This is a genomic window from Telluria sp. PB2R4 (assembly GCF_059685695.1).
This window is the reverse complement of the sequence record NZ_JCASIC010000013.1, coordinates 12,274-31,203: the sequence shown is the minus strand read 5'-3', so window position 1 is coordinate 31,203 and position 18,930 is coordinate 12,274. Positions and strand designations below refer to the sequence as shown.

At 63.5% G+C, this 18,930-nt stretch carries 17 protein-coding genes; 13 read left to right on the top strand and 4 right to left on the bottom strand.

All coding sequences use genetic code 11. From position 1 onward, the window contains the following. The first annotated feature begins 31 nt into the window (after nucleotides 1-31). Nucleotides 32-466: a CBS domain-containing protein gene (locus tag AC56LU_RS19365; RefSeq protein WP_497177245.1), complete on the top strand. Its 435-nt coding sequence runs from the start codon at nucleotides 32-34 to the stop codon at nucleotides 464-466. Nucleotides 467-693: 227 nt separating this feature from the next. Here AC56LU_RS19365 and maiA read toward each other — a convergent pair whose 3' ends face one another. Beyond that, nucleotides 694-1,338: a maleylacetoacetate isomerase gene (gene maiA / locus AC56LU_RS19360; RefSeq protein ID WP_497177244.1), complete on the bottom strand. Its 645-nt coding sequence runs from the start codon at nucleotides 1,336-1,338 to the stop codon at nucleotides 694-696. After that, a complete protein-coding gene (locus tag AC56LU_RS19355; protein ID WP_497177243.1) occupies nucleotides 1,335-2,369 on the bottom strand; it encodes a fumarylacetoacetate hydrolase family protein in 1,035 nt (344 codons plus the stop codon). Before AC56LU_RS19355 ends, maiA begins: the two co-directional genes overlap by 4 nt. Nucleotides 2,370-2,479: 110 nt before the next feature. On the opposite strand from AC56LU_RS19355, the gene AC56LU_RS19350 reads away from it, so the two are divergent. From AC56LU_RS19350 to AC56LU_RS19335, 4 genes are all read left to right on the top strand, one after another. Further along, the gene (locus AC56LU_RS19350) at nucleotides 2,480-3,382 is read left to right on the top strand and encodes a LysR family transcriptional regulator (RefSeq protein ID WP_497177242.1); all 903 of its coding nucleotides are present in this window, start codon (nucleotides 2,480-2,482) and stop codon (nucleotides 3,380-3,382) included. A 70-nt stretch (nucleotides 3,383-3,452) separates the two neighbouring features. Next, on the top strand, nucleotides 3,453-6,371 hold the full coding sequence (locus AC56LU_RS19345; protein WP_497177241.1) for a PAS domain-containing hybrid sensor histidine kinase/response regulator: 2,919 nt from the start codon (nucleotides 3,453-3,455) through the stop codon (nucleotides 6,369-6,371). Between the two features lie 19 nt (nucleotides 6,372-6,390). Beyond that, nucleotides 6,391-6,963, top strand: a complete 573-nt coding sequence (locus AC56LU_RS19340; protein WP_497177240.1) for a gamma-glutamylcyclotransferase — start codon at nucleotides 6,391-6,393, stop codon at nucleotides 6,961-6,963. A gap of 119 nt (nucleotides 6,964-7,082) precedes the next feature. After that, complete coding sequence (locus tag AC56LU_RS19335; protein WP_497177239.1) at nucleotides 7,083-7,556, top strand: YciI family protein; 474 nt, start codon at nucleotides 7,083-7,085, stop codon at nucleotides 7,554-7,556. Between the two features lie 31 nt (nucleotides 7,557-7,587). Here AC56LU_RS19335 and AC56LU_RS19330 read toward each other — a convergent pair whose 3' ends face one another. Both AC56LU_RS19330 and AC56LU_RS19325 read right to left on the bottom strand, forming a co-directional pair. After that, nucleotides 7,588-8,721 carry a PA0069 family radical SAM protein gene (locus AC56LU_RS19330; protein WP_497177384.1) on the bottom strand — a complete coding sequence of 378 codons (1,134 nt, stop codon included), beginning with the start codon at nucleotides 8,719-8,721 and terminating at the stop codon, nucleotides 7,588-7,590. A 115-nt stretch (nucleotides 8,722-8,836) separates the two neighbouring features. Next, nucleotides 8,837-9,430, bottom strand: a complete 594-nt coding sequence (locus AC56LU_RS19325; RefSeq protein WP_497177238.1) for a tRNA-uridine aminocarboxypropyltransferase — start codon at nucleotides 9,428-9,430, stop codon at nucleotides 8,837-8,839. A 243-nt stretch (nucleotides 9,431-9,673) separates the two neighbouring features. On the opposite strand from AC56LU_RS19325, the gene AC56LU_RS19320 reads away from it, so the two are divergent. The 8 genes from AC56LU_RS19320 (at nucleotide 9,674) to AC56LU_RS19285 (ending at nucleotide 18,899) form a co-directional block, all read left to right on the top strand. Beyond that, nucleotides 9,674-10,930 carry an alpha/beta hydrolase family protein gene (locus AC56LU_RS19320; RefSeq protein WP_497177237.1) on the top strand — a complete coding sequence of 419 codons (1,257 nt, stop codon included), beginning with the start codon at nucleotides 9,674-9,676 and terminating at the stop codon, nucleotides 10,928-10,930. Between the two features lie 161 nt (nucleotides 10,931-11,091). Further along, nucleotides 11,092-12,291: an esterase/lipase family protein gene (locus AC56LU_RS19315; RefSeq protein ID WP_497177236.1), complete on the top strand. Its 1,200-nt coding sequence runs from the start codon at nucleotides 11,092-11,094 to the stop codon at nucleotides 12,289-12,291. A gap of 96 nt (nucleotides 12,292-12,387) precedes the next feature. Then, entirely contained in the window at nucleotides 12,388-15,075 is a 2,688-nt protein-coding gene (locus tag AC56LU_RS19310) for a type VI secretion system Vgr family protein (RefSeq protein ID WP_497177235.1), read from the top strand. A gap of 121 nt (nucleotides 15,076-15,196) precedes the next feature. Further along, nucleotides 15,197-16,018, top strand: a complete 822-nt coding sequence (locus tag AC56LU_RS19305) for a DUF4123 domain-containing protein (RefSeq protein WP_497177234.1) — start codon at nucleotides 15,197-15,199, stop codon at nucleotides 16,016-16,018. Continuing rightward, a complete protein-coding gene (locus AC56LU_RS19300) occupies nucleotides 16,008-16,754 on the top strand; it encodes a DUF3304 domain-containing protein (RefSeq protein ID WP_497177233.1) in 747 nt (248 codons plus the stop codon). The genes AC56LU_RS19305 and AC56LU_RS19300 overlap by 11 nt, the downstream gene beginning before the upstream one ends. Further along, on the top strand, nucleotides 16,751-17,233 hold the full coding sequence (locus AC56LU_RS19295; RefSeq protein WP_497177232.1) for a hypothetical protein: 483 nt from the start codon (nucleotides 16,751-16,753) through the stop codon (nucleotides 17,231-17,233). Before AC56LU_RS19300 ends, AC56LU_RS19295 begins: the two co-directional genes overlap by 4 nt. A gap of 113 nt (nucleotides 17,234-17,346) precedes the next feature. Then, nucleotides 17,347-18,093, top strand: coding sequence for a DUF3304 domain-containing protein (locus AC56LU_RS19290; RefSeq protein ID WP_497177231.1), 747 nt, complete (start codon nucleotides 17,347-17,349; stop codon nucleotides 18,091-18,093). After that, complete coding sequence (locus tag AC56LU_RS19285) at nucleotides 18,090-18,899, top strand: hypothetical protein (RefSeq protein ID WP_497177230.1); 810 nt, start codon at nucleotides 18,090-18,092, stop codon at nucleotides 18,897-18,899. Before AC56LU_RS19290 ends, AC56LU_RS19285 begins: the two co-directional genes overlap by 4 nt. Nucleotides 18,900-18,930: the final 31 nt, after the last annotated feature.

Below are 18,930 nucleotides of genomic sequence, written 5' to 3'. Positions count from 1 at the left end.
AACCTTGCCAAAAATTTAATGAGGAGCAGCCATGCAAACGATTCGCGACGTGATGACCCCCGATGTACAAACGATCTCCCCGCAGGACACCGTGCAGCGGGCGGCGCAGATGATGGACGACCTGAACGTCGGCGCGATTCCCGTGTGCGACGGCGACAGGCTGGTGGGCATGATCACCGACCGCGACATCGCGGTGCGCTCGGTGGCGGCCGGGCAAGCGCCGGACCAGACCCGCGTGGTCGATGTGATGAGCACCGACGTACGCACCTGCAACAGCGACCAGGATGTCGGCGACGTGCTCAAGACCATGGGCGACGCGCAGATCCGGCGCGTGCCGGTGCTCGACGCGCAGTCGAAGCAACTGGTGGGAATCGTCTCGCTGGGCGACGTCGCCACCAGGACTTCGGGATCGGCGGACAAGGCCCTGGACCAGATCTCGGCGCCGTCGGCGCCGGACCGGTCGTAAACCAGGGATTATCGGATCGCGGTAGTGCGTAGGGTGGGCGGCTCGAACCGACAATACGATTGACTCGCGCCCAGGACGCCGCCCACGCGTTCAAATCACGGTGATGCCGCCTGCGCGGCTGTTCGGATGCTGGCTGAACGCGTCGGCGGCGCCATCGATACGTTCAAGCGAACGCCAGGGTGGAGCCGCCCACCCTACGGATCATGTCAGCCTCAAGGGCAACGGCGTCACTCCGCGTCCGGCTGATGCGAGGGATGCGCCGCCTTGAACGCCGGCAAATCCACGCACAAGGCATTAATGCGCGCAATGGTCGGATACGCGTCCACATCGATATTGAAGCGCATCGCATTGAACACCTGCGGCACCAGGAAGCAGTCGGCCATGGTCGGCGTGTCGCCATGGCAGAAGCTGCCGGTGCCGGGGTTGCGCGCCAGGTGCGCCTCGAGCGAGCGCAGGCCTTCGATGACCCAGTGGCGGTACCAGTCGGTCTTGGCTTCTTCCGGTAGCCCGAGGTGCTTCACCAGGTACTTCAGCACGCGCAGGTTGTTGATCGGGTGGATGTCGCAGGCCACGATCTGCGCCAGCTCGCGCACGCGGGCGCGGCCGATCGCATCCTTCGGCAGCAGCGGCACCATCGGGTGCACCTCGTCGAGGTATTCGAGGATCGCCATCGATTGCGTGAGCGTGAACTCCTCGTCCTGCAGGGCCGGCACCAGGCCGCTCGGGTTGACCGCCAGGTAGGCGTCGGCGAGATGCTGCCCGCCGTCGGCAAGCAGGTGCACCGGCACGGCTTCGTAGTCCAGCCCTTTCAGCTTGAGGGCGATGCGCACCCGGTACGCGGCCGAGCTGCGGAAATAGGTGTAGAGCTTCATGCCGGTTTCCTCTCATGACGGTGATAGTGCGCCACTTCCTGGTCGATCGCACCGAAGATGCTGGCGCCGTCCTTGTCGACCATCTCGATGCGCACGGTGTCACCAACCGCCAGGTAGGGCGTCTGCGGCTTGCCGCCTTCGATCGTCTCGTACATGCGCACCTCGGCCAGGCAGCAGTAGCCGACGCCGCCGTTCTCGATGCTGGAGCCGTGCAGGCTGCCCTGCTTGTTCGACACCGTGCCCGAACCGATGATGCTGCCGGCGCCCAGCTCGCGCGTCTTGGCTGCGTGCGCCACCAGCTGGGCGAAGCTGAAGGTCATGTCCTCGCCCGCGTTGGGACGCCCGAACGGGCTGTCGTTGAGCGTCACCAGCAGCGGCAGGCGCAGCTTGGAATCGACCCAGGCCTCGCCCAGCTCATCCGGCGTCACCGCCACCGGAGAAAAGGCGCTGGCCGGCTTGGACTGGAAGAAGCCGAAGCCCTTGGCCAGTTCGTTCGGGATCAGGTTGCGCAGCGAGACGTCGTTGACCAGCATCACCAGGCGGATCGCGGCGGCTGCTTCCTCGCTTGACGCGCCCATCGGCACGTCGCCGGTCACCACCGCCACCTCGGCTTCCAGGTCGACGCCCCACTCTTCCGACAGCACCGCAATCGGATCGCAGGGGCCGACGAAGGAATCGGAACCGCCCTGGTACATCAGCGGATCGCTGTAGAAGGATTCCGGCACTTCGGCGCCGCGCGCCTTGCGCACCAGTTCGACGTGGTTGATGTAGGCCGAGCCGTCGCACCATTGGTAGGCGCGCGGCAGCGGCGAATGGCATTCTTCCTCGATGAAGGACTCGGCGCGGTCGGCGGTGCCGGCATTCAGGCGCTCGTACACCTTGCGCAGTTGCGGCGCGCACTCGTCCCAATGATCCAGCGCGCACTGCAGCGTGCGGGCGATTTTCGGAACGGCCTGGCAGGTGACCAGGTCGCGGCTGACGACGACCAGCGTGCCGTCGCGGCCGCCAGTTTTAAGGGTGGCGAGTTTCATGCTGCTTTCCTTTGCAATGGATGACTTTCCGCCATTAGAGAACAAATCGTACTATCATTCAAACAGTATTTTTCGCGCCATTTATTAGATAATCTTATGAATCCCGCATCATGAACCCTACTTTGCGCCAGATGCGCGCGTTCGTGGCCCTGGCCAAGACAGGTAACTTTACGCTTGCCGCGCAGGCGATGCACGTCACGCAATCCGCGCTCTCGGGTTTGATCAAGGAACTCGAGCAGACCCTCGGCGCCAAGGTCGTCGACCGCAGCACGCGCCGCGCCCTGCTCACCGACATCGGCAAGGAACTCTACCCCCTGTTCAGCCAGATGATCGACGACCTCGACGGCGCCCTGGCCAATGTCGCCGACCACACCCGCCTGAAGAAGGGCATCGTGCGCATCGCCGCGCCCCAGCTGCTGTCCTGCACCCTGATGCCGCAGGCGATCGCCGCCTACCGCGCGCAATACCCCGACATCGAGGTGCGCCTGGGCGATACCGCGGTCGAGGGCGTGGTCAACCGGGTGCTGTCGGGCGAGGCGGACGCCGGCATCGGGCCGGAGCGCGAACCGGCGCCGCCGCTGGATGCGAAACTGCTGTTCGAAATGCCGTTTGCGGTGGTGTTTCCGAAGGGCCACGCGCTCGGACAACTGGCGCGCATCACCTGGAAGGACGTGGCGCGCTACCCGCTGATCTCGCTGCAGGGCCAGTTCACCGAACGCTTGCTGGATGACATGCACGCCTCGCTGCATGCGGCGTCGGTGAAGCCCGCCAACGAGGTGACCTTCATGACCACGGCGCTGGCGATGGCCGCGGCCGGGCTGGGTGTGACGGTCTGCATGCCGTACGCGGCGCCGCTGGCCACGCTGTATGGCCTGGAGATGCGCCAGCTGGAACAGCCGGTGCTGAGCCGGCGCTTCTTCATCTACACCCGTCCGGGACGCTCGCTGTCGCCCGCCGCGGAAAGCTTCGCCGCCTTCCTGGAAGCCTACGTGCAGGAGAGCGCACGGGCGTGAGAAACACGGCCACATGCCGCCAGGCGCTACAATCGAAGTCCGAAATCGGTCAACTGACACCTCGATAGAAATGATCGCAAGCACAGCGCCCGACTTCTCCGCCCTTTTCGAAGCAAGCTCATCGCCCTATCTCATCCTTTCGGCAGACTTGCATATTGTTGCTGTGAACAATGCTTATCTCACGGCAACCTCCACGGTACGTGCGGACCTCCTGGGTCGCTATATGTTCGATGCCTTCCCGGACAATCCCGACGATCGCGAAGCGAACGGCGTGCGCAACCTGCATGCCTCGCTCTTGCGCGCACTGGAGAGCAAGACGGTCGATACGATGGCGGTCCAAAAATACGACATCCAGGTTCCGGATGGCGCAGGCCGCCGTTTCGAAGAGCGCTACTGGAGCCCGATCAATACCCCGGTCATCGACGCGAATGGCAATGTCAGTCATATCATCCACCATGTGGAAGATGTCACCGCGTTTGTCATGGCGCGCGACCGCAACAGTCAGATGGCATCGACCATCGAAAATCAGGCGATCGAGATCGACGTCGCCAACCGGCGCCTGCGTGAAGCCAACGATGAGCTGGAACGGCGCGTGGCGGCCCGCACCGGAGCGCACCGTCACGCAGAAGAGAAATTACGCGCCAGCGAGCTTCGCTTCCGGACGATGGCCGACGCCATCCCGCAAATCGTCTGGATCGTCGACGCAAGCGGACACGCCTTCTATTTCAACAAGCAGTGGTCGGCCTACACCGGCGTCTTCCTTGACAGTACGACACCGGACGCAGTCTCCCAGGATTTCGTACACCCCGACGATCGCGCACTCACAATGGAAGCATGGGAGCGTGCCCGGCAGGGTGCGCAAAGCTTCAGCGTCGAGCATCGCATCCGCGCGAAATCGGGAGAATATCGCTGGTTCCTCGTACGTGCAGAGCCGTTTCGCAATCCGCAGTCGGGCGACATCGATTTATGGTTCGGCACCTCGACGGACGTGCATGACCGTAAATTGATGGAATCCGCGCTCAAGAAGAGCGAGGCGCGCTACCGCTCCCTGTTCGATTCCATCGACGAGGGATTCTGCATCATCGAACTTCTCTTCGACGGCAATGGCCGCGCCTACGACTATATCTTCCGCGACTTCAATCCGAGTTTCCAGCAACAAACCGGCTTGACCGACATCGTCGGTAAATCAATGCTTTCCCTGGCGCCTGCGCACGAACCACGCTTGATTGACATCTATGCCCGCGTTGCGCAGACAGGCGAATCGGTGCGTTTTGAAAACGAAGCCAAGGCGCTGGATCGCTGGTTCGATGTCTTCGCATCCAGGATCGAAGAGGACGATGGTCACAAGGTAGCGGTCCTTTTCACCGATATCACCGAGCAAAAAAGGATGACCGAGTCGCTGCGCCGTAGCGAGCAGACCGCCATCGAGGCTGCACACGTCGCCGAATCCGAACGGCAGAGGCTGAACGCGCTGTTGCAGGCCGCCCCCGTCGGTATCGTCGTGAGCGACGCCACCGGCGACATCCTGCTGGCGAATGCCGCGCACAGGCAGTTGTGGGGTGAGCCGCATACGAGTAAGGCCAGCGTTGACCGGTGTTCGGAGTGGAAGGGTTGGTGGGCAGACCATTCGGAGCGGCACGGCAGGCGCCTCGCGGCGCGCGAATGGACGACGACCCGCATTCTCGCTGGCGAGGAGAACCCGCGTGACATCATCACGATCGATTCCTTCGACGATCCGCCAGTACGCAAGACTGTTCTCATATCCGGTGCACCGGTGAAAGACAGTCAAGACAGGATCGTCGGCGCCGTGGTCGCCCAGATGGACATCAGCGACAGGATCAGGGCCGAGGACGCGTTACGGCAGGCGGACCGCCGCAAGGATGAGTTCCTGGCCATGCTCGCGCACGAACTACGCAACCCGTTGGCGCCCATCGCGGCGGCAGCCGACCTGCTGACCCTCGGCCGGGTCGATGAGGCCCGGATCAGGCAAACCAGCGCGATCATTACGCGCCAGGTCAGGCACATGACCGGGCTGGTCGACGATCTGCTCGACGTCTCGCGCGTCACGCGCGGATTGGTCAAGCTCGACCTCGACATCGTCGATCTCAAACGGATATTGTCCGATGCCGTCGAACAGGTGCGCCCCCTGATCGAAGCCCGACGCCATCGCCTGGTCGTCCGTACCCCGCCGGAACCGGCGACCGTCGATGGCGATATCAAGCGGCTGGTGCAGGTCACGGCCAACCTCCTGAACAACGCCGCAAAGTACACGCCGGAGGGCGGCGAAATCGTGCTTGGCCTGGAAGTCGACGGCCGTCATGTCAAACTTTCCGTCGCCGATAACGGCATCGGGATTGCGCCGGAAATGCAGCCGACCATCTTCGAACTGTTCACCCAGGCGGATCGGACCTCCGAACGATCACAAGGCGGCCTGGGCCTTGGCCTGTCGCTTGTCAAAAGCCTGGTAGAGCTTCATGGCGGCACGATCGCCGTACAAAGCCGTGGGGAAGGACTGGGCAGCCAGTTCCTTGTGTGCCTTCCGCGCCGCGGCCCGCACGCTATTGCGCACATGCCCGAGCAACGCATGCCGACCATCTCCGCTCCCGACCAGAGCCTCAAGGTGATGGTGGTGGACGACAACGTCGATGCGGCGCACATGCTCGGCATGTTCGTCGAAGAGCTCGGCCATACCGTGACGATCGAACACCATCCCCTTGCGGCGATCGAACGCGCCCGTACCGAGCGGCCGGATGTGTGCCTGCTCGATATCGGTTTACCCGACATGGATGGCCTCGAGCTGGCGAGACGGCTACGACGGCAGCGGGAATCGGCAAGCGCCATCCTGATCGCGGTCACCGGCTACGGCCAGGAGCAAGACCGGGAGGCGGCATCTGGCGCAGGCTTCGAACACCACTTTGCCAAGCCGGTCGATAGTCAACAACTCGCAGCCTTGTTGCTTGATATCGGCAAAAATTTGCGCCGAGAGTGAGAATTACCGACCTGTTCCAATGTCCCTCAATACCATCGACATCAACCGCCTGATGAACCGCTTCGACAGCCACGACAGCGTCTGGCTGTTCGGCTACGGTTCCCTGATCTGGAAGGCCGACTTCCCTTACATCGAACGGCGCCCTGCCAGCATCGGGGGCTGGAGCCGCCGCTTCTGGCAGGGCTCGCACGACCACCGCGGCACCGAAAGCGCCCCGGGCCGGGTCGTCACCCTGGTGCCGGCCGATGGCGCCACCTGCCACGGCATGGCCTACCTGGTGACGCCGGAGGAATTCGCCCACCTCGACCATCGCGAGAAGAACGGCTACCTGCGCCTGGCGACAGACATGAGGTTCGACGACGGCGGCACGGCCGAAGGCATCGTCTACATCGCCACCACCGATAACGCCGCCTACCTCGGCCCCGCCAGCGAGCAGGACATCGCGCGCCAGATCGCCGGCGCGCGCGGGCCGAGCGGCCCGAACAGCGAATACCTGCTGGAACTGGCGCAGGCCTTGCGCGAACTCGGCCGGCACGACGAGCACGTGCACGCGATCGAGGCCCACCTGCGCGCTCATGGAAACACCTCCTGACCCTGGTTCAGGCGCCCTGAAGCTTGCTAGAATCGCAGCACGATGCGGGCGGCACGAGGCGGCCTGCTCGACAACATGCGCGTGCGAATGTCGCTGCGCGCCACAACAAGGAGACGGGAATGTCCAGAAAGATGCTGACGGTGTTGGGGTGTGCGCTGCTGTTCGCGATACAAGCTGCTTCCGCGCAAACGAAAACGGCCGAACCGGCGCCGCAGTACGATGCCGAACTGGCCAGGTCGCTCGGCGCCGACGAGCGCGGCATGCGTCCCTACGTGCTGGTGATCCTCAAGACCGGGCCGAAGACCATCGAAGACAAGGCCGAACGCGCGAAAATTTTCGAAGGACACTTCGCCAACATGGGCAGGCTCGCGGCCGAGAAGAAACTGGTCGTGGCCGGGCCGCTGGACGGCAAGGAAGGCCGCCGCGGCATCTTCGTGATGGCGACCCCGGACATCGAGGAAGCCAAACGCTACGTGGCCACCGACCCGGTCATCATCAGCGGCCTGATGGAAGCCGATTACCACAAACTCTATGGTTCGGCGGCGCTGATGATGGTGAACGAGGTCCACAACAAGATCCAGAAGAAGCAGTAGTCCGCGCGCCCGTATCAAGCGGGTGGCCGGCCTAGAACAGGTCCAGCTGCCCCGCTCCCGTCCCGCCTGCCGTGGTCACGCCAGGCGATGGCCGCGTCGGCACCACCAGCGGCTTGCGAAACTGCGACCGATCGAGCTTGCCGAAGCGCCCACGAAACTCCCCCATCCCAAGCCGATCGACGGCCTTGGAAAAACGCTGGCGGATCAGGTCGGCCCACACGCCCTCGCCGTGCATGCGCTTGCTGAAGTCGCTGTCGTAATCCTTGCCGCCGCGCAGGTCGCGGATGCGGTTCATCACGCGCTGGGCCCGGTCGGGGAAATGCGCCTGCAGCCATTCCTGGAACAGCGGGTTGACTTCCCACGGCAAGCGCAGCACGGTGTAATGCGCACCGATGGCGCCAGCATCGCGTGCCGCTTCCAGGATGCGTTCGATCTCCGGTTCCGTCACGAAGGGAATGATGGGCGCGACGCTCACGCTCACCGGGATGCCGGCCTCGCTCAAGGTACGGATGGTGCGCAAACGGCGTGCCGGCGCGGCCGCGCGTGGTTCCAGGGTGCGCGAAATGGCAGGGTCGAGCGTGGTCAGCGTGATGGCGGCGCAAGCCAGGCTTTGCGCGGCCATGGGCGCAATCAGGTCGATGTCGCGCTCGATGAGGGAGGACTTGGTGATCAGCCCGACCGGATGCCGGCATTCGTGCAGCACGTCGAGCACCTGGCGCGTCAGGCGCAGCTCGCGCTCGCAGGGTTGATACGCGTCGGTGTTGACGCCGAGGGCGATGTGCTCGGGCACGTAGCCGGGCTTGGCCAGCTCGCGCCGCAGCAGCTCGGCCGCATTCACCTTGGCGAACAGGCGGCTTTCGAAGTCGAGGCCGGGAGACAGGCCGAGATAGCTGTGTGACGGGCGCGCGAAGCAGTAGATGCAGCCGTGCTCGCAGCCCCGGTACGGGTTGAGCGAAACGTCGAAGGGGATATCGGGCGAGGAATTGCGCGTCAGGATGGTTTTGGCGTATTCGTCGGTGACGACCGTGCGGACGCTGGCCGCTTCGTCGTCGTCGCGCTCCCAGCCGTCGTCGAATTCTTCGCGGCCATTGACTTCGAAGCGGCCTTGCAGGTTCGACACCGCGCCCCGCCCTTTCCGGGCCGCGAGCGGGCGCGGGCCGAGCATGGGCTGCTCGTCCACGGGCTGGCGTTCGCTCGATGATGGGGGCTTGGGCACGGCGGCTCGATACTGTATGTTTATACAGTATTGTACGCCTCACTCATGCCGCGTTCAAGCGGTTTTACGCCGGTACGTACGCCGCTTGTTGCGCCACAAAGCCTGCGAACGCATCGAACAGCGGCGCGAACTTCTCGCCTTCGCCTTCCAGCTGTCCCAGCGCCAGTGCCGCCGCTTCCAGCGAAGACAGCTGATGCGGCGCATGCGCCTTGCGAATCCGGTAATTCGATGGCGCCACCTCGCGCAACGCCAGGCGCGGCAGCGTTTGCAGGGACGGATTCAGGTACAGCATCTTGCGGCTCTTGCGCCAGGTCGCATCCAGCACCACCAGGCGCACGTGCCCGGCCTCCACCGGGTCGAACGGCGGCGGCGCCATCAAGCCGGCGTCGCCGGGCGTGTCCGGGTATAGCAGCACCGGCACCCGGCCATCCGCGTGGAGCAGCGCGTCGAGTCCGGCGCCATCGAACCGTTCTCCCACCGCCAGCACGCTGCCCGCCACGCTCAGGTGCAGCAGCCGGGCGCTGTTCTTGGCGTTGGCCACTTCCAGCGGATGCTGCAGCACCAACAGCGCCGCCCGCGCCTCTACCTGCGTGATCCAGCGGCAGATGCATGCCGACTGCGCCCGCAGGCAGACCGCACAACGCTCCCTTTTGCTCATCCGATCATCCCTCTCCACGTTGCCAGGTTCGCATCATAAGCGCTTCCCTGACGCCACGTCGGACCCGGCCCTTGTCGAAATGCTTTCCGATTCCGTGAACAGTTTGGCACGCCACAAAAATTTAGCTTTGGAATTGCCAGATTGAGTATTGCTCTGCCTTTTCTACGTACCTAGAATCAATTTATTCCATGCGGAAATTGTTCCGTATTTGCTCCATCAGTATGTAGTCAAGACAGAGTCAACATGGTCCAACGCTTTACGCTTCGCAACCTGCTTGCCGCCGCCCTCGCGGCCGCCGCCATGATCCCCGGGATCGCCGTGCAGCAGGAGTTGCAACTCGATCACCGCATGAACGAACACATCGAGCAGGTGCCGGCCGGCGCCCAGGGCCGCGCGATGCTCGAGACCACCGTGTTCCAGCCAAATGGTCCGGGTCCCTTCCCGCTCATCATCATCAACCACGGCAAGGATCCGGGCCGCCCGAACCTGCAGCCGCGCGACCGCTTCTACTACATGGCGACCGCCTTCGTGAAGCGTGGCTACGCCGTGATGGTGCCGATGCGCCAGGGCTTCGCCAACTCGACCGGCCGCTACCGCGACTTCGGCTGCAACATGACCGCCAACGGCTATGCCCAGGCGGACGACATCGCCGCCGCCCTCGCCTACGCGCGCCAGCAGAAGTGGGTCGACGCCAAGCGCATCGTGGTCGCCGGCCAGTCCTACGGCGGCCTGGCGACCGTCGCCCTCGGCACCCAGGACCAGCCAGGCGTGCGCGGCCTGATCAACTTCGCCGGCGGCCTGCGCGACGACAGCGACCGTTGCGCCTGGCGTTCGGCCCTGGTGTCCGCCTTTTCGGAATACGGCGCCAAGGGCAAGCTGCCGACCCTGTGGATGTATGGCGAGAACGACTCACTGTTCGGCCCCGAGCTGGCAAGCCGCATGCACGCCGCCTTCGCAGGCGCCGGCGGGCGCGGCCGCCTGGTCGAGCTCCCGGCCTTCAAGCGCGATTCGCATGGCATGCTGGCCAGCCGTGACGGCGAGAAGCTGTGGCTGGACGAGACCATGCGCTTCCTCGACGGGATCGGCATGCCGACCAAGGTGATCCACGAGGTACCGTTGCCCCCGAGCCCGGCGCGCACCGGCTACGCGAAGGTGGACGATGTCGAGGCCGTACCCTTCCTGTCCGAGAACGGCCGCCGCGCCTACCAGGAATACCTCGGCAAGATGACCCCGCGCGCCTTCGCGGTGTCGCCGAGCGGCGCCTGGACCTGGGCCGAAGAAGGCGAAGACCCGGACGGCCGCGCGCTGGCAACCTGCACCGCCAAGAGCAAGGAGCCGTGCCGCCTGTACTCGGTGGACGACTACGTGGTCTGGAACGGCGACCTCGACCAGGCTGAAGAAGCGGCCGTGACGGCGTCGAACACGCCGGCGCCGAAGCCGGTGGACGCGAGCGCGTCGGCGCCGACGACTTCGATCGGTTCCAACAAAGCCACCAATTGAGCTTTTGTACGGTGGTCGGCGAAGCCGACCACCGTACTGTCAAGTCTTCTACGCACTGTTTCTGTGCGTAAAATCTGACAGCCGCCAAGAATCCGACACAGCGCAAACCCCAGTCCGCCAGCAGCTCCGACAATGACCCTGACGTCATTTGGGAGAATTGCATGGTTCGCTTCAACCACGCCCTGCTCGCGCTGGCTGCGCTGTGCGCCAGCGTGCCGGCCGGCGCCGCGGCAGCGGCCGACCGGAACAACCATCCGGTGGTGCTGGTCCACGGCTTCCTCGGCTTCGGGCCCGATACCTTCGAGCACAGCGGCTTCAACTACTGGGGCGGCTACGGCGACATCGCCTTGCACATGCAGGTCTACCGCGGCCCGCGCACGGTGTTCGCGGCGGCGGTCGGCCCGGTCAGTTCCAACTGGGACCGCGCGGCCGACCTGTACGCCCAGATCAAGGGCGGCTGCGTCGACTACGGCGCGGCCCATGTGCGCAAGTATGGCCTGCCGGGTCAGCAGCAGAAACCGAGCGGCAAGTGCTGGGCCGCCGACCCGAACGACAATCCGGAAAACTACCCGCTCGCGCTCTACCCGGCCTGGGATGCCGGGCACCCGGTCCATTTCATCGGCCACAGCCAGGGCGGCACGACCATCCGCGCCCTGGTCGAACTGCTGGAACACGGCTCGCCGGACGACGAAGGCGGCCACGAACTGTTCAAGGGCGGCAAGGTGGGCTGGGTACGCAGCGTGACGACGATCTCCACCCCGCACAACGGCACCACCTTCGCCGACGCCGTGCTGAACGTGCTGCCGCCGCTGCAGTCGCCGCTGGGCGAGCTGCTCAAGCACCGCTGGGCCAACTGGGAACTGTCGCCGGACGGCGCGCGCGAATTCAACGCATGGGCACGCACTTCGCCGCACATTTATTACTATTCAGTGGGAACGGTGGCGACCGAAGCCGGCGCCTGGTGCTGCAACGGTACCGACCGCGTGATCGCGCCGGTGCAGACCACCTTTTACCAGTACCCGCGGCTCGACATGATCCCGGCCTTCAAGGCCGCGGCGGGGGAATGGATCGTGCCCTCCGTGCTGCAGCACGGGCTGGGCGGCTACACCCAGCAGGCCGCGGGCCGGGTGCGGGTGGACAGCGACTGGTTCGCCAACGACGGGGTGGTGAATACTGCGAGCATGCGTGCCCCCGGCGGGCATCCGGTGCGCCCCTACGACGGCAAGCCGGTCAAGGGGACCTGGAACTTCCTGGGGAATTACAAGGGTTACGACCACTTCGATATTCTGAACTGGCCCAACCCGGGGCCATCGGCCAATCCGCTGTACGAGCGGATCAGCGACATCATTTTCGACCTCTAGAAGTGCAGTTTCGCGAATGATGACGTGACGCAATAGCTAGCTTTTATTTACCCGTATCGTGGCTGACGTTCCGTTCAGAAATGGAGTCCGTCTGCCATGAGCACCGACTCGACCGAAGCGCTGGCGGCCACGCTTGCCGAGTTCTCAGGCGCAACCAGGCTGTTCGACCTCAGGATCTTCGATCCACGCCGGCACGCTGACGCTTCCACGCTGCTCGTCGAGGCCTACGCGGCCGACGACGCCTTGCTCGACATTTCCGTGTGCGACGTCATCGCGTTGTCGACAGATGCCTATCTGGAGCCCGCGCCGATGCTGGGCCAGACGGCGGCCTTGCACATCACCCTCGCCGACGGCGGCCGCGACTATATCGATGGGGAGATCAGCGCCGTGTCCGTGCTCGGCAGCGACGGCGGACTGGCGCGCTACCGCCTCCGCATCACTCCCTGGATGTGGCGGCTGGCCCACGTGCGCAACAGCCGCGTCTGGCAGGAAAAGACGATCGTGCAGATCGTCGACACCGTATTTGCTGCCTATGCGCCTGGCGCGCGCTGGCGCTGGAGTGCCAATACGGCATCGTTCCTTGCAGCCTTGCCGGTGCGCAGCTACTGCTGCCAGTATCGGGAATCCGACCTGGATTTCGTGCGCCGGATCCTGGCAGAGGAAGGGCTTGGCTGGCGCATGGAACACGCGCAAGCCGGCGACTGCCTTGTGTTGTTTGCCGACAGCACCCGTCTTGAGGACATCCCCGACGACCGTCAATGCCGTAACGGCGCGAGCGTCCGCTATCACGGCGCAAGTTCGGTGGAGCACGACGACACCTTGCAAGCGCTGGTGGCACACCGGCGCCTGCATGCCTCTCTCACCACCTTGCAAAGTGGCGACTACAAGGCCAAGCGGCTGGTCGGCGCCGCTTCACCCTCTTTCACGCAGGTCGACCGGCTGCCCGCGCTCGAATCCTACGATGTGCCTGGGCAGTATGCGTTCGCGGATGCGGCGCTGGCGCGGCGCCATGCCGACTTGCAGATGGAGGGCGCCGAGGCACGCGGCCAGCTGTGGCAGGGTCGCTCCACCGTTCGCACCTTGCGCGCGGGAACGCGGCTGACGGTAACCGGCCTGCCATTGACCCGGCGCGCCGACGCGGCGCGGTTCACCGTCGTGCATGTCATGAGCGTCGGTGCGAACAACCTGCCGCCATCGGCGCAGCTCGCCCTGGCCGAACTCTTCGGCCCCCTTCCCGAACTGCTGGAACAGACCGACCGAGTCAAGCCGATTGAGCTGGCGCCCGTCATCGAGCAGGCCCGCAACACCGGCTACGCCAACCGCTTCGATGCGATCCCGGCGGAAGTGCCATGGCGCCCGCAGCTGAACCATGGCTTCGGCCGCTTCCGGGCCAGACCAAGCGCCCAGGGCGCGCAAACCGCGATCGTCGTCGGTGCCGGCAACAACGCCGAGGCTGGCATCGATCAGCCGTACTGCGACCGCCTGGGGCGCATTCGCATCCGCTTTCACTGGCAGGAAAGTGGGGACGCGGGCTGCTGGGTGCGGGTAGCGCAGCGCCTGGCGGGCAGCGGCATGGGCTGCCAGTTCCTCCCTCGGGTCGGGCAGGAAGTGCTGGTACAGTTCCTGGAAAACGACATCGACCGCCCCGTCGTGGTCGGGGCGCTGTACAACGGCCGGGGCGAAGGCGGCATCGCGCCCTCGCCCGGCGGCAGACGGGACGTGGACAGCGATCAGGCGTGCTTTGCGCGGGCGCACGACCACGCGTACTCGGGACAAGGCAACCTCGCCGGTGGTAACAGTCCGGTCTGGCATGGCGCGTCCAGCGCCCATGATGGTCACCGCAACGGGGCGGCGCAATGGGGCATCCGTTCCGCCGGACTGGGCGGTGCCGGCTATAACCAGCTGCTGTTCGACGATACCGACGGACAAGGCCGCATCCAGCTCAGGAGCACGCAGTCGGCGACCGAGCTGAACCTGGGCCACGCCATCCACACGGCCGATAACTTCCGTGGCAGCTTCCGCGGCCGTGGCGCCGAACTACGCACCGATGCGTATGGGACGGTGCGTGCTTCCGCAGGACTATTGGTATCGAGCTACCAGCTCATGCACAACGCGCGCTCGCGCGACCCTGCCGGTACCGACCAGTCAGGAATCGCCCTGGTTCGCCAGGCTGCTGCTACGGCGGGCGTCCTGAACGCGGCGGCGGAGGCCCATCGGACCGTGGGCCTGGCAACCCATACGGGCGCAAACAAGGCGAACGCCAGCCTCTTGAACCAGAAAGCTGCGCCGCTCGAAGCCCTGGCTCTCGCCGTGTCGGCCGACGTTGACGGCGGCGACAGCAAGATACCGCATCCGGACGCACCGGTGATTACGCTGTCCGCAAACGATGATCTTGGCGTGAATGCCGGGCAAAGCCTGCAACTGGCGAACGGCGAAAGCACGTGCTTGATGAGCCTGCAGGATACGCAGCTGGCCGGCGGCGCCGGACTGGGGGTCCACACGCGCCAGGCCATCGGGGTGCTGGGCGCCGGGCTGAAAGCCGGCGCAGGAAACAGCGGTGTGCAGATGGTCGCGGCCAAGGATGCCATCGGCCTGCAGGCGCAGGCCGATGCGCTTTCCGTGCAGGCTCGCGATGAAATCAATGTCATGAGCGCGAATGCGCATATCGATTGGGCGGCGGCGCAGCGTATCGTCTTGTCGACCGCCGGCGGAGCAAGCGTGACGATCGATGCCGGGAACATCAGCGTGCAGTGTCCCGGGAAGCTCAGCGTCCATGCGGGGTAGAAGAGCCTGAGCGATCCGCAGCAGCTGGCTTACCCGATGCCTGCGCTTCCGCGCAGTGTGTGCGTCGAATGCCTGAAACGGTCCCTGGCAGCCGGACCGGCCTTTTCCATGGTGGAGTGACATGTTGACCGATCCGTTCGCCGACGACTGGCTCGACGCGCTGCAGCAGCGCCACCGGGAGCTTTGTGCCGGCCACCAACTTCATTTGCTGATCGACGGCGCCTTCGTTCCAGGCCTGCACCAGCGCTTCGGCACCGCGCGCAAAGCGCTGATGTTCGATGGTCTCTCCGGGAGCACGACGCCTGCCCTGGACGTGTCGCCGTTCGTCACGCCATTCGATCCTGAAGACCAGCCGATCAAATCCATGCTGCGCACATGCCAGGGCTGGCCGATGGTGCACCTGATCGAAACGCCGGAACCGTGGCCGGCCCTCGCCGCGCGGCTGGCGGCATGGTGCGTCATCGAGGCCGACGGCCAACGCTTTAATTTCCGCTTCGCCGACACCCGGCGCCTTCCCGCCATCCTGACGACACTGAACCCGGAGCAGCGCGGGCAGTTCGCTGGCCCGGCCGTGCGCTGGAGTGTGATCGCACGCGACGGCACCTGGCGGACGCTTACGCTCGACGGAGCAGGCGCAGATATCGCAGCTGATCCCCAGCTTAACGATGTGCAGTTCGGAGCGCTGGTCGAAGACGGCCGCGTCGATGAAGTGCTGGCGCGGCTCGCCGATCACCCCGATCGGATTGGGTATCGGCCGTCGCAGGCCCACGCATTGATTTCTTCCGCGCTGATTCCGGCCATCGAAGCCGGTCTGGGCGACGGCGAACTTGTCGACTGGTGCGGCTGGCTGTGGGCGCATGGAGGTCAAGAGCCCGATATCGCGCGATTATTTGACGCGTGGAAGACACAGGCTTTTGCAGATGGAGGCCTCGATGCTGCTTAAACATAAGATCTTTATCGGTACAGGCGTCGCATGCGTTCTCGTCCTGGTCGCCCTGTCGCAATACCGGGGCTCGCATGCCAGTGTCAGCATGCACGGCGTGAACTACAGCGATCGTGAATTCAGCTATTTCGTGGCAGATCCCGAACACCCCGAGAAAACAATCGGCGGTGAACATATCGCGCCGTTTGCCGGCGGTGGCACGACCTGCTGCGCGTCGTTGCCATGGAAGTGGAAACCCGGCACGAAAGTTCGCCTCTCGACCATCCACTGGCTGAAGAAGCTGCCAGATGGGACGTTGCCTGAAGTCGAAGAGGAACATGAAGTCGAGGTGTCCGAGTATGCCGAGGCGGGAGAGCTTTGGGTCATACGTGACGTGAAAGGAATGATCAGCGTCGTGTCCAGCAATGTTCAGCCGGACCACGCCAACTGGCCGGGCCCGATTAAAGGCTGGCCCGTTCCATCGCTGGAATATCAGCGTGAGAGATGGGATATCTATCGCACCGTTGCGCAATCCTATGTCGATGCTTTCGTATCGCTATCAAGCAAATTCGAGCAAGATCCTATAAAGCATGCGAAAGAAATGTGGGAACACGACAAAGAATACAGTGCTAAAGAAATAGCAGGATTTAAAGGCCCAAATGATCCGCGTTACCATGAACATCTACGAACAAGTTATAGCGACGGGCTCAGTCGCAGCAGAAATGAACTTGACGAAATCATGAGGGCCAAACCATGAGTGCAAGTCTTTCCACTCACGCCGGACCGGAATTCGAAAACAGCGCTAAAAGCGAAATCTTTTTTAATGAAGCAGATCGCAAAACACTCAAAAATCTGCACGGCAGGGAAGCTTCGCCAATCTGTTCACCAAAATCCTCCTGCAACACCAACCTGTTCTTCGGTTTCTTCTTCGACGGAACCGGAAACAACTACCTCGCCGCCGAAAAGACGCAAAACCTCTCGAACATCGCCCGTCTGTACGACTGCTTTCCAGGTATGAGCGTCCCCGGCGTGCTTCCCAAGTCAACCGACTGGCAGTACAAACCCGAGCAGTACAAGCACTTTTTCAGAGTCTACGTCCTCGGCGTCGGCACCACCTTCCCGCAAGCCAAGGACACCGGCGCCGGTTCAGACAAACTGTTCGGCGGCGCCTCCGGCCGCTGGGGCGAGCGCCGCATGATCTGCGCTGGTACCAGCCGTCGAAGCCGGCGTGGGTGACGGTGGGCTTGTCGACTGGTGCGGCTGGTTGGGGGCCCGTTGTGGGCAGATTCCCGATATCGCGCGATCGTTTGAAGCGTAGAAGACAGAAACTTTTACGGATGGAGACCTCGATGCTGCTGAAACATAAGATCCTGACAGGCGTAGGCGCCGTATGCCTTCTCAGCCTGGCCGCGCTATCGCAATACCGGGGCTCGCATGCCAGTGTCAGCTTGCACGGCGTGAACTACAGCGACCGCGAATTCAGCTATTTCGTGGCCGATCCCGAAGACCCCAAGAAAGCAATCGGCGGTGAACATATCGCGCCGTTCGCAGGCGGCGGCACGACCTGCTGCGCCTCGCTTCCGTGGAAATGGGAACCCGGCACCAAGGTGCGCCTCTCGACCATCCACTGGCTGAAGAAGTTGCCGGATGGCAGTTTGCCTGAAGTCGAAGAGGAACATGAAGTCGAGGTGCCCGAGTATGCCGAGGCTGGAGAGCTGTGGGTGATCAGGGACGTCAACGGAAAGATCAGCGTCGTTTCAAGCAACGTTCAGCCCGATCATGCAAATTGGCCGGGCAGGATCAAAGGTTGGCCAGTTCCCTCACTCGAATATCAACGCGAAAGGTGGGAACTGTATCGAAAACATGAGGCAGATGGAGTTGAACTTTACCAATCTTTACTGAGGAAGCTTGAGCAAGAACCTGAAAAGGAAGCAAAAGAATCATGGGAATACGCCAAAGAGCGACGGCCTGCAGAGTTGAAAGGTTTTACTGGTCCGGAAGATCGACGCTATCTCGAATTTCTTAGAAATCATTACATTAGTGGACTAAACCGCAGCAAGGCACAGCTCCAGGACATCATGAGGGCCAAGCCATGACAACTCATCTTGCATCTGCGGTTGGATATGAATTCGAGAATGCGTCAAAAAAAGAAACATTTTTCAGCGAAAAAGATAATGACGCTCTTAGAATTCTGGAAACCAGAGAAAACGCGCCGATTTGCTCACCGAAATCGTCCTGCGACACCAACCTGTTCTTCGGCTTCTTCTTCGACGGAACCGGAAACAACTACCTCGCCGCCGAAAAAACCAAAGACCACTCGAACATCGCACGCCTGTATGACTGCTTCCCCGGCATGAGCGTCCCCGGCGTGCTTCCCAAGTCAACCGACTGGCAATACAAACCCGAGCAGTACAAGCACTTTTTCAGAGTCTACGTCCCCGGCGTCGGCACCACCTTCCCGCAAGCCAAGGACACCGGCGCCGGTTCAGACAAACTGTTCGGCGGCGCCTCCGGCCGCTGGGGCGAGCGCCGCATCATCTGGGCGCTCGTCCAGGCCATCAATAATGTCCACCGCTTCTTCCTGAATTCTCCGCTGATCCTGCAGCCCGAAATAGACAATCTGTTCACGACGCTCTCGCTCACCAAGCGCACCCGCTGGGCCATCGAAGGACGGCAAGACGCCGATGCCGACATCGTCGATTCCGCTACCGGGACGCTGGCGAAGTTCCTGTTGGCAGGAATGCTGACACGGCTGCACCAGGCCGTTGCGCTGCACTGGCGCGACAAGCGCACCGGCAAGCCCGCGAAGACCAATCCGGGCATCGTGAAAACGATCTATATCTCCATTTTCGGTTTCTCCCGCGGCGCGACACAGGCGCGCGCATTCGCAAACTGGCTCTAGACGCTATGCCGGCTCGACGCGCAACTCTGTG

What these genes read in the sequence shown, in the direction of transcription:
- AC56LU_RS19365 (WP_497177245.1), top strand. Translation starts at nt 32, where the DNA reads ATGCAAACGATTCGCGACGTGATGACCCCCGATGTACAAACGATCTCC.
- maiA (WP_497177244.1), bottom strand. Translation starts at nt 1,338, where the DNA reads ATGAAGCTCTACACCTATTTCCGCAGCTCGGCCGCGTACCGGGTGCGC.
- AC56LU_RS19355 (WP_497177243.1), bottom strand. Translation starts at nt 2,369, where the DNA reads ATGAAACTCGCCACCCTTAAAACTGGCGGCCGCGACGGCACGCTGGTC.
- AC56LU_RS19350 (WP_497177242.1), top strand. Translation starts at nt 2,480, where the DNA reads ATGAACCCTACTTTGCGCCAGATGCGCGCGTTCGTGGCCCTGGCCAAG.
- AC56LU_RS19345 (WP_497177241.1), top strand. Translation starts at nt 3,453, where the DNA reads ATGATCGCAAGCACAGCGCCCGACTTCTCCGCCCTTTTCGAAGCAAGC.
- AC56LU_RS19340 (WP_497177240.1), top strand. Translation starts at nt 6,391, where the DNA reads ATGTCCCTCAATACCATCGACATCAACCGCCTGATGAACCGCTTCGAC.
- AC56LU_RS19335 (WP_497177239.1), top strand. Translation starts at nt 7,083, where the DNA reads ATGTCCAGAAAGATGCTGACGGTGTTGGGGTGTGCGCTGCTGTTCGCG.
- AC56LU_RS19330 (WP_497177384.1), bottom strand. Translation starts at nt 8,721, where the DNA reads ATGCTCGGCCCGCGCCCGCTCGCGGCCCGGAAAGGGCGGGGCGCGGTG.
- AC56LU_RS19325 (WP_497177238.1), bottom strand. Translation starts at nt 9,430, where the DNA reads ATGAGCAAAAGGGAGCGTTGTGCGGTCTGCCTGCGGGCGCAGTCGGCA.
- AC56LU_RS19320 (WP_497177237.1), top strand. Translation starts at nt 9,674, where the DNA reads ATGGTCCAACGCTTTACGCTTCGCAACCTGCTTGCCGCCGCCCTCGCG.
- AC56LU_RS19315 (WP_497177236.1), top strand. Translation starts at nt 11,092, where the DNA reads ATGGTTCGCTTCAACCACGCCCTGCTCGCGCTGGCTGCGCTGTGCGCC.
- AC56LU_RS19310 (WP_497177235.1), top strand. Translation starts at nt 12,388, where the DNA reads ATGAGCACCGACTCGACCGAAGCGCTGGCGGCCACGCTTGCCGAGTTC.
- AC56LU_RS19305 (WP_497177234.1), top strand. Translation starts at nt 15,197, where the DNA reads ATGTTGACCGATCCGTTCGCCGACGACTGGCTCGACGCGCTGCAGCAG.
- AC56LU_RS19300 (WP_497177233.1), top strand. Translation starts at nt 16,008, where the DNA reads ATGCTGCTTAAACATAAGATCTTTATCGGTACAGGCGTCGCATGCGTT.
- AC56LU_RS19295 (WP_497177232.1), top strand. Translation starts at nt 16,751, where the DNA reads ATGAGTGCAAGTCTTTCCACTCACGCCGGACCGGAATTCGAAAACAGC.
- AC56LU_RS19290 (WP_497177231.1), top strand. Translation starts at nt 17,347, where the DNA reads ATGCTGCTGAAACATAAGATCCTGACAGGCGTAGGCGCCGTATGCCTT.
- AC56LU_RS19285 (WP_497177230.1), top strand. Translation starts at nt 18,090, where the DNA reads ATGACAACTCATCTTGCATCTGCGGTTGGATATGAATTCGAGAATGCG.